Below are 14,723 nucleotides of genomic sequence, written 5' to 3' on the forward strand. Positions count from 1 at the left end.
TATGCTGGCTGAAATCCAGTACTAGATGTAACAAAAGATCGTGCAACGGATAAAGTTTTACAAGCAGTCCCCAAGGCTCTTTCTAATGAAAAACCCCTGCCATCTTTCTGACAGGGGTTAACCTTTTGTTAGTTCCCAGATTCTTCAGTACCTTCCTCATTGCCTTCTTCAGTACCTTCTTCAGTACCAGTATCTTCGGTACCAGTATCTTCAGTACCAGTTTGGTTTTCTTCTGTTCCCGGATCCTCAGTATTTGTGGCATTGCTGCAACCAGCGGCAATTCCAATAAGCATAAAAGTTGCCAATAAAGCAAGTAAACCTTTTTTCATTTTCTTTAATCCTTCCATTTTCATTGCCTCCTTAAATAGCTGCTGAAATAACTTACGATCTAATCATACAGCAGAAAGCGCAAGAGAATGTCCAAGTAACCATTTCTTTACATATTTTGATATCAATAGTAAATTTTTTAAATTTGGTAATATAAAATTTTCAACCAGTTAACATTTATCAAGTGAGTTTACTAGTGAACCAGTTAGTAATCACAGCTTTTTATATCTGATAAAAAGATGCGACTAAAAAATGAAACCAATTTTTATGTGTCAATGTCTAAAGAGTGATAGAAAGGAGGTACTGCAGTGGGAAACAAAGAATTGCATGCAATTTACCCAAATAACGAAATCGATATCGATAATCAAGATACAGGAAATGTAATTGAGCAGCTAATGGACCTCTACGCCGAGAAGGTGTACCTGCTTGCTTATTCTTTTGTGAAGGATAGAGGTTTAGCAGAGGACATTTCACAAGAGGTTTTCCTAAAGGCCTATAAATATCTAGATAGTTTTAGAGGAGAGGCGGCTTTGAAATCTTGGATATATCGCATCACTGTTAATACTTCCAAAGATTTTTTAAGGAAAAAGAGCTTGAAGCAACTGCTATTTGAGAGTAGTTTCCTTGAAAATTTCAAGAAAGCTGAAAGCACGGAATCCTTTTTTCTTAAAGCTGACCGCAATGAACAGCTCCTGCAATCCATTATGACTTTGCCGATGAAATATCGGGAAGTCATTGTGCTCCATTATTTTTATGATGTAAAAATTAATGAACTTGCCAAGATACTTGAGTTAAATACAAATACCGTAAAAACAAGGCTTTCTAGAGGGCGAGATATTCTAAAACGGAAAATTCAAGCAAAGGAAGGAGAAGAATTTTAGTGGAAAAAGAGCTGAAAAAGGTATATGAACATTACCAGAAAAATTATTTCAATGATCAAGTAGCTGTGCGGATTAAAGATAAAGTTCAACATAAAATTAATAGTGAAGATATGAGCCAGATTGAGAAGATGCACCACCCTAGATTTACAAAGAAAATATCCTATGTGATTGCTTCTTGCTTAGTGTTATTCGGGCTCTTCATCGGATCTGCATTTGTTTCACCGACAATGGCAGAAGTAGCCTCCAAAATCCCATTTTTAAATAAAATTTTCGAACAAAAGCCGATTTATGAAGTTTTACGGGAGAAACTCGAGGATAAAGGCTATGAAATCGTCGGGACAGGTTATAGTGTTCGAGAGAAGACATATCATGTAACAGTAAAAGGATCAGAGGAATATTACAACCAAGTAAAAGAAGAAATTAAAATAATCACAGAAGATGTCATTTCTTCTAGAAGATATGATGACTTTAAGGTTGAAGTAGAGCAAGAAAGGACCATTGATCCTAATGTTGATCCAGCAAATGATCCTAAATATCGAGAAATGGAGCTTGCCCTTGATGTATTGAAAGAGGTTGTGCCAAAATTACAGCAGCAAGGCTATAAAATTCACAATTACGGTGGCGGCTATACTGGTCCGGATGCTAAAGCTATTAGGTTAGAATTGGACATCGAAGATACAGAAAAACATACGGAGGAAATCGAGAAAGCAATCCTTGAAGGGATTAAAAAGCAAGATATTAAAAAAGATGTTTCAATCAAATTCCATCCATTTAATGTTCAAGAAAGGGATATTGAGAGTAAATGGACCAGTGATGTACTGCCTGTGATTTGGGAAGGTCTGTTGAGTAAAAAAGAGTACAAAACAAAAGGCGTCGGGTACTCCTATAAGAAGGGTACTATTAACATTTTTATAACAACAACAATCAATAAGTCAGACAGTGAAGCACCTGAACTAGCAAACAAAATCGAAATCGTCATTCGCGAATTTCTGCAATCTGATGACTTAAAAGATATCGTTGGCAGTACTCCATATAAAATTGTCGTTCGAGATAAAGATAGTAAGGATATAAACTAAAAACAAGGCGGTGCTTCCACTGTGGAGTACCGCCTTGTTTTTATGAAATAGTGTTTCTCCTTGTCCCATATGAATAGAAATGATAATTGAGTGACTAAATGATAGCACGAGAACTTTATAGATAAGGAAAGAAATAATCCTGAGCAGAGCTCCTACACAAAAAAATAATTATATTATTACTCCAACATTTCTCTTTATGAGAGAGTTCGGTTCTTTATTTGATAATGTTTGCTCAATTCTTGATTATTTAAATAACTTTTCTCGACCCCTCTCGGTTCAGCTTATTTAAAAGGAAATTGTAAAAGATCTTCAAAGTCCCATCTATTTTAGTTTCTTTTAAATAGAGTACTTGAAAAGGAAGACTAAGTCTGGGGAAACTGCGTATTGGTACTTCAAACAGATCTCCTGATTGTAATTCTTCCTCGATTGAAAAACGAGGCAAAAAACCTATCCCCATTTTTTTCCTAACCATGTGTTTTATCAGTTCAATATTATCTCCTTCTAAAACCACGTTTGGTTTTACCCCTACAGTTTTCAAAGCCTTATTAATCATTTCCCAATCTGATGAACCTCGATTAAAAAGAATAAATGGTTGATTCGCAAGATCATTGATTCTAATAGTATTCATTGAGGAAAAAGGGTGTTCTGGATAGATGGCAAGCACTAATTCGTCTTCAAATAGAAGGGTGGTTTCAATGGGCAGATGATTGACAGAGGAGCAGATACCTAATGGCACTTCATGATTGAGTACCATATCAAGTACATGATCCGGACGGACCGTATTGATTACTAGCTTTACATTTGGATATGAATCATTAAATTCTTTTAAGAGAAAAGGCAATACATAATTTGAAACTGTGAATACAGTAGCAATTTTTATTTCCCCTTTTGTATTGCTGTTTGTCTGCTGAATAGCTTGAACAGCATCCCGCATGTTTTCCAAAACTATTTTAGCATAGGGAAGAAATGTTTCTCCTTCTTTGGTTAAATGGACCATTTTACCATTGCGAATAAAAAACGGGTATCCCATTTCATTTTCAAGTGTTTTTATTCGTGCACTTACAGATGGCTGTGAGATATGAAGAATTTCCCCAGCTCTGCTAAAACTACCGGTTAATGATACATAAATAAAAGCTTCAATTTGTTCCATATTCATTTTTATAAGCACCTCATTCTAAAAATTTGCGATCTTTTTGAATGATTCAATAGTTTTAACAGATTTATACCAACCATTATACAAACCTATTAATTCAAGGATAAACAATTTTATGAAAAATGAGAAAAATATCCTACTTCGAATCTCGAAATAAATAAGAGTTGAATGATCTATGCCAAAGGTCATAAAATGCAAGTGATTACAATCAGGATTCAGTTTTAATTTATAAAATTTTATGGATTAGAAGGGATTACATTTTAAAAAGGATGGTTCTTTTGTCACGAACCCTTTTAATAACCTATTGAGTCTTTTAGACAATATAGAGAGTCTCTATACCTCTTATAAAAATTTTCAATATTTATTCAAATCAGAATCATGTTACTATTATTAAAAAATTCGTGGCCCGAAACATTATTTCGATTCATACTCCTATCGTAGAGGCTTCGAATGAATCTCTTAAATAATCCCTATAAGGTGAGGTGGTGGTTAATTAAATTTCGGGAATTAATTATTAACCATAGAAGGGGGACGAGTTCTTGAATAAGAAACCGCTATTAATCATTTCATTTTTATGTATCGTTATTGGATTATTAGCAGCATGTAATTTCACAGGGTCTGAGAAAACGACACAGCAGCCGACTGAAAATGGTGATGCCTCTGCTAGTACTGATGAAGGCAGTAAAGCTCAAGGACAAGTTTTGCGGGTAATCGAAGAAGACGAAATTGCTTCATTAGATATTGTAAAGGCCCATGACACAGTTTCTGGTGTTGTTATTTCCAATACTATGGAAGGCCTATACGGAATTGACAAGAATCATCAACCTGTATTAGCTGGTGCCTCTAAACATGAAGTTAGTGAAGATGGATTAGTTCATACTTTCACAATTAGAGATAATGTATGGAGTAATGGAGATCCCGTTACAGCCTATGATTATGAATATTCCTGGAAAAGAACGTTTGAAGAAGTTGGTTACTACACCTACTCATTCGCAAATGCGAAAATTTTGAATGCACAAGCTATTATGGATGGCGAAAAGTCACCTGATGAATTGGGAATTGAGGCTAAAGACGATAAAACACTTGTGGTCACTCTTGAGGGGCCAAGCCCGTTATTAAATTATTCCTTAGCTTTTACGGCTTTCTTCCCAGTTAACCAAGCTTTTGTAGAAGAGGTTGGAGATGCATATGGAACTGAATATGATATGGCTTTATATAACGGACCGTTTATGTTAACGGATTGGCAGCATGATCAAGGTTGGAAATATAAGAAGAATCCTAATTACAGAGAAGCAGACATGGTTAAACTCGAAGAAATTAACGTTTCAGTAGTCAAAGATGAGTCTACAGCGGTTAACCTTTATGAAGCTGGCAAAGTTGACCTTATTGAAGTATCATCAGCATTTATTGACAGATATAAATCTGATCCAAATTATTCAGCCTCTGTAACAGCTGGACTTAAATTCTTAAGATTCAATCATAATAACAAGTTTTTAGCTAATGAGCATATCCGACGAGCACTTGATATGGCATGGGAAAAGGAATCATTAACGGATGTCATTTTGAAAAATGGTTCTATACCTACATATTTCTTAGTACCGGATATTGCTAAAGCCCCGTCAGGCGAAACATTCCGTTCATTGAATGGAGATTTTACGGGTACGGTCGAAGAGGCACAAAAATACTTTAAACAAGGACTAGAGGAGCTGGGAGTAGATTCAATCGAGCTTAATGTTCTAGCTGCTGATGACACAGTTAATCGAGATACAGCTGAATATTTAAAAGCAGAGTGGGAGAAAAATCTGGATGGTCTAACCATAAATATTGAAATTCAGCCGTTCCAAAGCCGGCTAGAACTTGAAAAGGCGATCGATTACGACATTTCTCTTTCAAGTTATATTCCATCCAGTGCTGATCCGCTCAATTATTTAGATATGTGGGTTACTGGAAAAAGCTTTAACAGAATGGATTATTCCAATCCAGAATATGATGAGTTAGTTAACAGAGCCTGGAATGAATTGGACGACGAAAAACGATATGACTTAATGCTTGAAGCTGAAAGAATGTTGTTTGATGATGCTGCCATTGGACCCATGTACCAGGATGCGACTGCAATCATCAGAAAGCCTTATGTTAAAGATGTCGTACATCATCCAACACTACCGCAGTATGACTATAAATGGGTATATATCGAGTAAAAAAGTTTAATCAAAGAAGAGGTTACAATCAATTGATATAACCTCTTCTTTTAAGTCATAAAAAGGGGTGAGAAAAGTATGTGGCGTTATGTATTCAGTCGACTTATTTCAGTATTCACAGCTTTGTTCATCATCGTGACTTTGACTTTTTTACTTATGCAATTACTGCCGGGTACGCCATATGGGAATACCGATGAATTGACTGACCATCAGATTGAACTATTAAATCAAAAATATGGACTAGACCAGCCTGTCGCGATTCAATACGTTAAGTACTTAGGCAACTTACTTCAAGGTGATTTAGGTATTTCTTTTAAATATGCTGGTCGCAGTGTAAATGATGTTATAGCTGAAAGGATTGGTCCGTCGGCATTAATCGGTTTTCAAGGCTTAGTATTTGGCACGATTGTCGGGTTATTATTAGGGATTATTTCAGCACTAAAACATAATACATTTTTGGATTATGGAGCAGTCATTGTTGCTGTTTTAGGGATGTCGATTCCATCATTTATTTTTGCTGCGCTTATGCAATATTACATAGGTGTAAAACTAGGCTGGCTTCCGCCTGCATTATGGGAAGGATATCAAAATACAATTATGCCCAGTATAGCTCTATCTGTAATTGTTATTGCGACTGTTGCTCGTTTCATTCGGTCGGAGATGCTAGAAGTTTTGGGTCAGGATTATGTACTAACATCAAGGGCAAAGGGGATCAGCAGGAAGAAAGTTATTGTAAGACATGTTCTCCGAAATGCGCTGATACCGGTTTTAACGATGTTAGCTCCTTTAACCGTTAACTTACTCACAGGAACACTGGTTATAGAAAAAATATTCGCCGTTCCTGGTATCGGAGAACAGTTTACGATGTCCATCATGCTCAATGATTATAGTGTTATTATGGGAATTACTCTCTTCTATAGTGTAGTATTCATTATCATTATTTTCCTTGTTGATTTACTTTATGGAGTGGTTGATCCAAGAATACGTCTGGATGGAGGGGTTCAATAATGCAGCAAAACCTAGATTTAATAAGCAATGATCTATTTGAACCAGATCCAGTGGTAGGAAAAGTTGAAAAGAAAATGAAGAATCGTCCTCAAATGAGCTTTTGGAAAGATGCTTGGATTCGGTTACGCCGTAACAAAGGTGCGATTCTCTCTATTGTAATACTATCCATAATCACAATCTTAGCGGTAGTCGGCCCTTATTTTAGCGGACATACATACAGTGAACAAAATGTTTTACATTCCAACTTACCGCCTAAAATAGCTGGTCTTGAATGGCTGGGCTTTAATGGGATTGATGCCAGTGGCATTGACCAATATGAAGCTAGAAATCTATCAGAGAATTACTGGTTTGGAACCGACCAGTTTGGCAGAGATATTTGGACTAGAGTATGGGAAGGCACAAAAATCTCATTATATATAGCATTTTTAGCCGCAGCACTGGATTTAATTATTGGGGTTATTTATGGGGGAATCTCGGGTTATTTCGGCGGCCGCATCGATAATATTTTACAAAGAATTATTGAGATTCTGGTGGGAATCCCAAACCTGATTTTAATTATTCTATTTATCTTAATTTTTGAACCTGGGATCATCTCCATTACATTAGCGATGGTCATCACAGGGTGGGTCAATATGGCACGTGTAGTAAGGGGACAAATCCTGCAATTGAAAGGACAAGAATTTGTATTGGCTTCGAGGACTCTTGGTGCGAATCCACTAAGACTGATTACAAAGCATCTCCTTCCTAACACCCTAGGGTCTATTATCGTCACCTTAATGTTTACTATACCAACCGCCATTTTTTTCGAAGCATTTTTAAGTTTTATAGGTTTAGGATTACAGCCGCCATTAGCATCACTTGGAATTTTAGTAGATGATGGTTATAAGTCTATGCTCCTTTTTCCTTATAAAATGATTTTTCCTGCGGTAGTTATTAGTTTAATTATGATTTGTTTTAATGTCCTGGCAGATGGCTTACGAGATGCATTGGATCCTAAAATGCGCAAATAAAGGGGGGATCAATTTGAAAAGATTTCTAACTGTTAGTGATTTAGACGTTTCGTTTAAAACGTATAACGGAGAAATTAATGTTCTGAGAGGCGTATCCTTTCATCTAAACGAAGGAGAAACACTAGCAATTGTGGGTGAATCCGGCTCTGGGAAATCAGTAACTGCAAAAACGATCATGCAATTGCTGCCAAAACAGAATAGCTCAGTAAATAAAGGAACAGTTATGTTTAGGGATGTAAACTTATTAGAATTTAATGAAAAACAAATGGAAAAAATCCGGGGCTCAGAAATTTCAATGGTCTTCCAAGATCCAATGACTTCATTAAATCCAACTATGTCTGTCGGTAAACAAATTATGGAAGGATTAAGGGAGCACCAATCCATTACTAAAAAGGAAGCTTTAGATAGAGCCATTGCTTTGCTTGAGATGGTAGGAATACCGAATGCAAAAGAACGAGTAAAAGAATATCCCCATCAGTTCTCTGGGGGAATGAGACAGCGTGTTGCGATTGCGATCGCGATTGCTTGCGATCCTAAAGTTTTACTAGCTGATGAACCAACAACTGCCTTAGATGTAACCATTCAAGCTCAAATTTTAGAACTGATAAAAGAACTTCAGGAAAAATTAAATACCGGCATTATTTTGATTACACATGACCTTGGGGTGGTAGCAAATATGGCACATCGTGTAGCTGTCATGTATGCCGGTGAAATAATTGAGGTTGGCACTGTGGAAGAAATATTTTATGAACCAAAACATCCTTACACATGGGGATTACTCAGTTCAATGCCAAAGCTGCACGTTGAACAAGATGAAGCACTTGTTCCCATTGCAGGGTCACCTCCGGATTTAAGTGAAGTTTCAGAAGGCTGTTCTTTCTCTGAAAGATGTCCGTATGCCATGAAGGTTTGTCATAAGTACTCACCACAGCCAACTGTATTATCAAAACATCATTATGCATCATGCTGGTTATTAGATGATCGTGCCCAAAAAGTAAAGCCGCCTGTTGAAATAGGAGAGGTGAACTATGGATCATAAGGATACTTTAATCGAAATTAAAAATGTAAAAAAACATTTTCGACTTAATAAAAGAACGATTTTAAAAGCCGTAGATGATGTCTCCTTAAAGATTTATAAGGGCGAGACATTAGGAGTTGTAGGAGAATCGGGCTGCGGCAAATCAACTTTAGGGCGAACGATTATTCGCTTATACAAGCCGACTGACGGTCAAATTATTTATGATAAACAAAATGTGGGGGAGCGGCTTAGTAAACGGGATGAAAAAAGGTTTCAGAAGAGAGTTCAGATGATTTTTCAAGATCCATATTCTTCCCTAAATTCCAGAATGACCGTACGAGAAATTATTTCAGAGGGGTTGGTTATTCATGAACCTAAACTCACCAGAGCGTTTCTCGAAAAGAAAGTATCTGAATTATTAGAGCTAGTTGGTTTGAATATCAACCATGCTAATAGGTATCCTCATGAATTTAGCGGCGGTCAAAGACAGCGGATTGGGATTGCAAGAGCTCTTGCCGTTGAACCTGAATTTATAATTGCAGATGAGCCAATCGCGGCCTTAGATGTTTCTATTCAATCCCAAATTGTAAATTTACTAAAAGATTTGCAGAAGGAAAAAGGATTAACCTACATGTTTATTGCTCATGATCTATCTATGGTAAGACATATCAGTGACCGAGTCGCTGTTATGTACTTAGGCAACCTAGTAGAGTTAGCTACTAGCAAAAAGTTATATACAAATCCACTACATCCATATACGGAAGCTTTACTTTCAGCTATCCCAATTCCAGACCCAAAAATAGAGCGTGCCCGTGAACGAATTATTTTAAAAGGGACAATACCTAGTCCAACTAATCCGCCAAAGGGATGCCGTTTCCATACACGTTGTGCATATGCAATGAAAATGTGTGCAGAATTCACTCCTGAGCTTAAGGAAATAGAACCCCATCATTATGTTGCATGCCATCTGACCACGGCAGACTGATTAAAGGACATTGGTTCCGTTATCTGTGACAAAACAGTCGATTTTGCAGAATTAGCGGACACTGGTTCCTTTATTTAGGTAAAAGCATGCGTTTTTAGCATGATTCACAGCAAATAAAGGAACCTATGTCCTATAATTTTCTAAAAAGCGCATTTTTGTGAAAATAACGGAACGTATGTCCGCAAAGAAAATCATCAAGAAAATATCTGATTACATCTGGGGATTTATTTTTGCCAACATCACCATGAGAAAGTCCAGTTGAAACTATTTTTATAAAAAGTAGGAGGAAGAAAAAATGGGAAAAAGACTATTAGAAGCAGAGGATTTATTAAAACTCCAATTTGTGGGGGACCCTCAAGTATCACCAAAAAATGATCACGTTGCTTATGTATTAACGAAAATGGATCTTGAAAAGGATGGATATTATTCTTCAATATACGTATCTGATTTGGAAGGAAACAGTCAGCAGGTTACATATTATCATGATGAAAAGAGATTGATTAAAGATACTTCACCTAAGTGGTCGCCTGATGGAAGTCAACTTGCATTCTTATCAAACCGAACAGGAAACAGCCAGGTATGGACTATTTCATTAGAAAAAGGCGGGGAAGCAACACCATTAACGAATGTAAAAGGAAATATTGTCGATTATGTGTGGTCCCCTTCTCGAAAAAAGCTAGCTTTAACAATTCAAGAACCAAATGAAAGAAATGAATCGAAAAGTGATGTTCAAGTCATTACACGATTGAGGTATAAAGCTGATGGGATACAGAAATTTATATATTCACGCAAGCATATTTATTTGTTTGATTTGGAAACTAAAACATATACAAAAATTACTGAAGGGGATTTTGACTTCTACGGACCACAATTCTCCCCAGATGGGCAAAATTTGGTTTATATAGGCTCAAAAGAAGAAACTCATGAAATTGAATATATTCCTTCTATTTGGAAGTATGACTTAGTTAAAAATGAAGAAACGTTAGTTTATCAAGGAAAAGGACCAATTAGAGCTGCATTCTATTCGCCAGATGGAAAGTGGATCGGCTTTATTGCCCACGAACATGGGGAAGCCAGCTCGCATAATTTAGACGTATGGGCTGTTTCACCAAACACAAGAGAAGTAAGAAATTTAAGCGGGAAATTAAATCGTACAGCTGATAACTTGATCAGAGTAGATGCTCATTATGATACAGGTGCACAAAAAATAGGATGGAATGAAAATAGTTCCGCGGTTTATTTTTTGGCCACGAATATCGGAAATGTCCAATTATTTTGTGCGGATTTAGAAGGTAATGTAATGGGACCTCTTTCCGATGGAAAACACACCATTACATCCTTTGATATGATTGATGATAACGAGGCTGTATTTGTGCAAGCCCATTGTCATTCAACGGGTGATCTAGTCATTCAAAATATCAATCTACCAAGAAATAAAAGACAACTAACAAGATGGAATGACTCATTACTAAGTGAGATTAAGTTAAGTACACCAGAACACATTCGCTTGAATAGCTTTGACGGTTTAGAATTGGAAGGATGGCTTTTACATCCCACTGAAAGAAATGAAGGAGGAAAGCATCCTTTAGTATTGCAAATCCATGGTGGTCCTCATTCTGCGTATGGATATGGGTTCCAACATGAATGGCAGTTAATGGCCGCTAAAGGCTATGCAGTTCTTTATACGAATCCACGAGGAAGTCAGGGGTATGGTCAGGAATTTCTGCAAAAGGTGGTTGGCGATTGGGGAGGAGATGATTATAAGGATCAAATGCACTTTTTGGATTATGTATTAGATAAATTTGATTATATTGATCAGGAGCAGCTCTTTGTTACAGGTACAAGTTATGGCGGTTACATGACAAATATGATTACAGCAAGAACCCATCGTTTTAAAGCAGCAGCCACGATTAATTCAGTGACCAATCTTTATAGTATGTTTGGGACCAGTGACATTGGTTTTTATTTTAATAGTGCTCAACTAGGCGGAGCTGATATGTGGGAAGATGAAGAAACTGTCATGAAATACTCCCCAATACGCTATGCAAATAAGGTAAAGACACCCACTATCATTTTACATAGTGAGGCGGACTATAGATGTCCAATTGAGCAAGGTGAACAATGGTATATAGCTCTCCGCCGAAGGGGAGTACCTGTTAAATTGGTTCGTTTCCCTGATGAAAGCCATGGCATTGCATCTAAAGGAAAGCCAAGTCACCGTTTAGAGCGGCTTACGCATTTAATAGATTGGTTTGAACAATATAGAGTGTCCTCTAAGATGGAGGACGTACAAGCTAATCTTCTTTGAAAATAACATTCGTTTAAAAAACATTTATATATTATATAAACCCCTGAAGGACCAGATTTAACACCTGGTCCTTTTTAACTCTGATTATTTAATCATGTATTTGATTATTAATTGATTCAGTCAATCGTTAGAATATAACAAAGGAAAGAAATCATACTATAAAGGATTACTAATTATTATTGGGGGATTTATATGACCACTGATCCGATTACAGTGAATGCAATCATTAATGGTGAAAAAGTACAAGCGGAAAAAAGCTTTCCTCGAGAAAATCCGACTCATCCTGATGAGGTGGTTGGTTATGCACCGATTAATACCAAGGAAGAAGCAGTTCGTGCGATTGATGCTGCCTATACTGCTTTTTCAGAGTGGAAATGGAGTGAAGTGGATGACCGGATCGAGCGAATGCAGCGTGCCATTCAAAAAATAAAGGATGCGATACCTGAATTATCTCATTTATTGTCTAGAGAACATGGGAAAGCCTTGTACGATTCGGAAGGGGAATTTGCCGTTTCTCTGATGTGGGTGGAATATGCCTGCAGTATTGTGAAGGATGTCATCAAACCACAAGTCAAAGAACATGACAACGGTCGGACTATTATTACATTGGACCCCATTGGAGTTGTTTCAGCTATTACTCCTTGGAATTATCCGATTTCATTATCGACGATTAAAATTGCTCCAGCTTTGTTAACCGGAAATACGATGGTTTTAAAACCTAGTCCATTTGCCCCGCTTGCTGTGAGTAAAGTAGTCGAAATGATTGCAGATGAATTTCCGCCTGGAGTCTTAAATTTAGTTCATGGTGAAGCAGATGTCGGTGTAGAGCTAACTTCCAATCCAAAGGTTGCAAAGATTGCTTTTACAGGCGGAACCAAAACAGCTAAAAGTATTATGAAGGCCGCATCTGATACCATTAAAAAGATGACTTTGGAGTTAGGTGGAAATGATGCAGCGATCGTATTAGATGATTTTGATGTAAACGATGAACGTGCTATGCGCAGAATGGTTATTTCCAATTTTCTAACGGCTGGTCAAATATGTATGATTGCCAAGAGAGTCTATGTACATCGTTCCATTTATGATGCTTTTGTTGAAAAATACATAGAGGCGGCTAACAAATGGATTAGAGTAGGAGATCCTTTTAATCCAGATGTGACAGTTGGCCCAGTTAACAATAAAAATCAGGTAAAGTATGTACAAAGTCTAGTAGATGATGCCAAAAGTAAAGGTGCTAAAGTAATCAAATTAGGAAAAATACTGAATCCAGAGCTTATGGATAATGGGTATTTCCTGCAGCCTACGTTAGTTTTAGGTGCTGATTACCAGGATCCAATCGTTGTCGAAGAACAATTTGGTCCAACTGTTCCAATTTTGCCTTTTGATGATGAGGAACAAGTGATTGAATTACATAATGAAAGTATTTACGGATTAACAAGCTCCGTTTGGGGAGAGGAAGAACATGCAATCAAAGTAGCTCGACGAATTGAAGCAGGAACAACGATGATTAATACGGCTGCAGTTCAAGGTCTCGATGTCCGTTTTCCATTTGGCGGAGTTAAGCAGTCTGGAGTAGGGCGTGAATACGGGGAAGAAGGATTAAAATCTTATGTTGAGACACATGTTATCAATGTTCCTAAGAACTTAGAGTTGCCTTATATTCCTGAGTAATAAATCGAACATAAACGTGAACCCTTTTTAAAGGAACACTGGTTTCTTTAAGAAAGGGTTTATTTTTTTGCAATCTTAAATAAAAGGAAATAATGATTAGGAAAGAGAAATTTTAATTATGGTGATTAATAAATTATTGGGAGACAGGTATGAATATTTTCGATATTTCAACTATTTGCGGATATTGGGGTATACAGATAAAGGATACTAAAAATCTATCAGAAAAAGCACTACTCTTAATTACTTCAAGTGATGAAAAATTTGTATTAAAGGTAAAAGGGGATGTAAAAAAAACTGAAAATGAAAATAATCTTTTAGATTATATAAAATCCAATGGCATGAATGTACCATTACCAGTTTTAAATAAATATGGCGAGACTATCGTTAATCATAATAACATCAACTATTGTCTTTATTACTTCATTGAAGGGGAAACACTCAGTGCTGCAGACAGCCTAAAATACCCGTCAATTCCAGCTCTTCTTGGAGAAGCACTTGCTTTTTTACACATCATTATGGAAAAGGCAGAAGTTTCTAATTTTATAGAAAAAAATTTATACAAGTTGGTTTCCGAAATTGCGTTAAATGAAATCTTAAAAGTCGATACCTGCGAGGATGTTCAGGTCATTTTAAATACCATTAGTGAAGAATTTCAAAAACGAATAGAATCCCTGCCAAAGCAATTGATTCACCGGGATGCACATATTTTTAATTTTATATTTAAAGGTCATGAGCTTTCAGGATTCATAGACTTTGAAATTACAGAAGTTAATGTAAGAATATTGGATCTCTGTTATTGTTGTACCAGTGTTTTGAATGAAGTATTTTCAGATCTCTCAGCAAGGGAAGACTGGTTTAGATTTGTTAAAGAAATTTTACATCAATACAATCAAATAAACCCGTTAACCGATTATGAAAAGAATTCAGTCTGGCATGTCATGTTGTGTATACAACTTATATTCATGGCTTACTTTTCGAATAATAGACTTCTATATGAAAGTAATAAAGCGATGTTTATGTGGATTTACGAAAATAAGGAAAGATTAGCGGGTGATGTATTTCTATTAAAATAAGAGTATTTTTATATT

12 protein-coding genes are annotated in these 14,723 nt (G+C 36.5%); 10 read left to right on the plus strand and 2 right to left on the minus strand.

Going from position 1 to position 14,723, the window contains the following annotated elements:
* Window positions 1-128: 128 nt before the first annotated feature.
* Window positions 129-347 (minus strand): hypothetical protein, encoded by a 219-nt coding sequence (locus tag CRO56_RS18530; RefSeq protein WP_097160112.1) that lies wholly within the window; start codon window positions 345-347, stop codon window positions 129-131.
* Between the two features lie 288 nt (window positions 348-635).
* Here CRO56_RS18530 and CRO56_RS18535 point away from each other — a divergent pair, with 288 nt between their 5' ends.
* On the plus strand, window positions 636-1,208 hold the full coding sequence (locus CRO56_RS18535; RefSeq protein ID WP_097160113.1) for a sigma-70 family RNA polymerase sigma factor: 573 nt from the start codon (window positions 636-638) through the stop codon (window positions 1,206-1,208).
* Window positions 1,208-2,284, plus strand: coding sequence for a DUF4179 domain-containing protein (locus CRO56_RS18540; protein WP_097160114.1), 1,077 nt, complete (start codon window positions 1,208-1,210; stop codon window positions 2,282-2,284). The genes CRO56_RS18535 and CRO56_RS18540 overlap by 1 nt, the downstream gene beginning before the upstream one ends.
* A gap of 247 nt (window positions 2,285-2,531) precedes the next feature.
* On the opposite strand, the gene CRO56_RS18545 is transcribed toward CRO56_RS18540, so the two are convergent.
* A complete protein-coding gene (locus CRO56_RS18545) occupies window positions 2,532-3,440 on the minus strand; it encodes a LysR family transcriptional regulator (protein WP_097160115.1) in 909 nt (302 codons plus the stop codon).
* 536 nt (window positions 3,441-3,976) lie between these two features.
* On the opposite strand from CRO56_RS18545, the gene CRO56_RS18550 reads away from it, so the two are divergent.
* The 8 genes from CRO56_RS18550 to CRO56_RS18585 all read left to right on the plus strand — a co-directional run bounded on the left by CRO56_RS18550 (window position 3,977) and on the right by CRO56_RS18585 (window position 14,708).
* The gene (locus CRO56_RS18550) at window positions 3,977-5,635 is read left to right on the plus strand and encodes a peptide ABC transporter substrate-binding protein (RefSeq protein ID WP_097160116.1); all 1,659 of its coding nucleotides are present in this window, start codon (window positions 3,977-3,979) and stop codon (window positions 5,633-5,635) included.
* A gap of 78 nt (window positions 5,636-5,713) precedes the next feature.
* On the plus strand, window positions 5,714-6,643 hold the full coding sequence (locus tag CRO56_RS18555; protein ID WP_097160117.1) for an ABC transporter permease: 930 nt from the start codon (window positions 5,714-5,716) through the stop codon (window positions 6,641-6,643).
* Window positions 6,643-7,653, plus strand: a complete 1,011-nt coding sequence (gene opp3C, locus CRO56_RS18560; protein WP_097160118.1) for an oligopeptide ABC transporter permease — start codon at window positions 6,643-6,645, stop codon at window positions 7,651-7,653. The genes CRO56_RS18555 and opp3C overlap by 1 nt, the downstream gene beginning before the upstream one ends.
* 13 nt (window positions 7,654-7,666) lie before the next feature.
* A complete protein-coding gene (locus CRO56_RS18565) occupies window positions 7,667-8,692 on the plus strand; it encodes an ABC transporter ATP-binding protein (RefSeq protein WP_281257334.1) in 1,026 nt (341 codons plus the stop codon).
* Window positions 8,682-9,656: an ABC transporter ATP-binding protein gene (locus CRO56_RS18570; protein ID WP_097160120.1), complete on the plus strand. Its 975-nt coding sequence runs from the start codon at window positions 8,682-8,684 to the stop codon at window positions 9,654-9,656. Before CRO56_RS18565 ends, CRO56_RS18570 begins: the two co-directional genes overlap by 11 nt.
* A 295-nt stretch (window positions 9,657-9,951) precedes the next feature.
* The gene (locus CRO56_RS18575) at window positions 9,952-11,964 is read left to right on the plus strand and encodes a S9 family peptidase (protein ID WP_097160121.1); all 2,013 of its coding nucleotides are present in this window, start codon (window positions 9,952-9,954) and stop codon (window positions 11,962-11,964) included.
* A gap of 192 nt (window positions 11,965-12,156) precedes the next feature.
* Window positions 12,157-13,635, plus strand: coding sequence for an aldehyde dehydrogenase family protein (locus tag CRO56_RS18580; protein ID WP_097160122.1), 1,479 nt, complete (start codon window positions 12,157-12,159; stop codon window positions 13,633-13,635).
* Window positions 13,636-13,784: 149 nt separating this feature from the next.
* A complete protein-coding gene (locus CRO56_RS18585; RefSeq protein WP_097160123.1) occupies window positions 13,785-14,708 on the plus strand; it encodes a phosphotransferase enzyme family protein in 924 nt (307 codons plus the stop codon).
* Window positions 14,709-14,723 lie beyond the last annotated feature (15 nt).

Source organism: Bacillus oleivorans (assembly GCF_900207585.1).
Taxonomy (GTDB): Bacteria; Bacillota; Bacilli; order Bacillales; family JC228; genus Bacillus_BF; species Bacillus_BF oleivorans.

What these genes read in the sequence shown, in the direction of transcription:
- CRO56_RS18580 (WP_097160122.1), top strand. Translation starts at nt 12,157, where the DNA reads ATGACCACTGATCCGATTACAGTGAATGCAATCATTAATGGTGAAAAA.
- CRO56_RS18545 (WP_097160115.1), bottom strand. Translation starts at nt 3,440, where the DNA reads ATGAATATGGAACAAATTGAAGCTTTTATTTATGTATCATTAACCGGT.
- CRO56_RS18585 (WP_097160123.1), top strand. Translation starts at nt 13,785, where the DNA reads ATGAATATTTTCGATATTTCAACTATTTGCGGATATTGGGGTATACAG.
- opp3C (WP_097160118.1), top strand. Translation starts at nt 6,643, where the DNA reads ATGCAGCAAAACCTAGATTTAATAAGCAATGATCTATTTGAACCAGAT.
- CRO56_RS18570 (WP_097160120.1), top strand. Translation starts at nt 8,682, where the DNA reads ATGGATCATAAGGATACTTTAATCGAAATTAAAAATGTAAAAAAACAT.
- CRO56_RS18555 (WP_097160117.1), top strand. Translation starts at nt 5,714, where the DNA reads ATGTGGCGTTATGTATTCAGTCGACTTATTTCAGTATTCACAGCTTTG.
- CRO56_RS18530 (WP_097160112.1), bottom strand. Translation starts at nt 347, where the DNA reads ATGGAAGGATTAAAGAAAATGAAAAAAGGTTTACTTGCTTTATTGGCA.
- CRO56_RS18575 (WP_097160121.1), top strand. Translation starts at nt 9,952, where the DNA reads ATGGGAAAAAGACTATTAGAAGCAGAGGATTTATTAAAACTCCAATTT.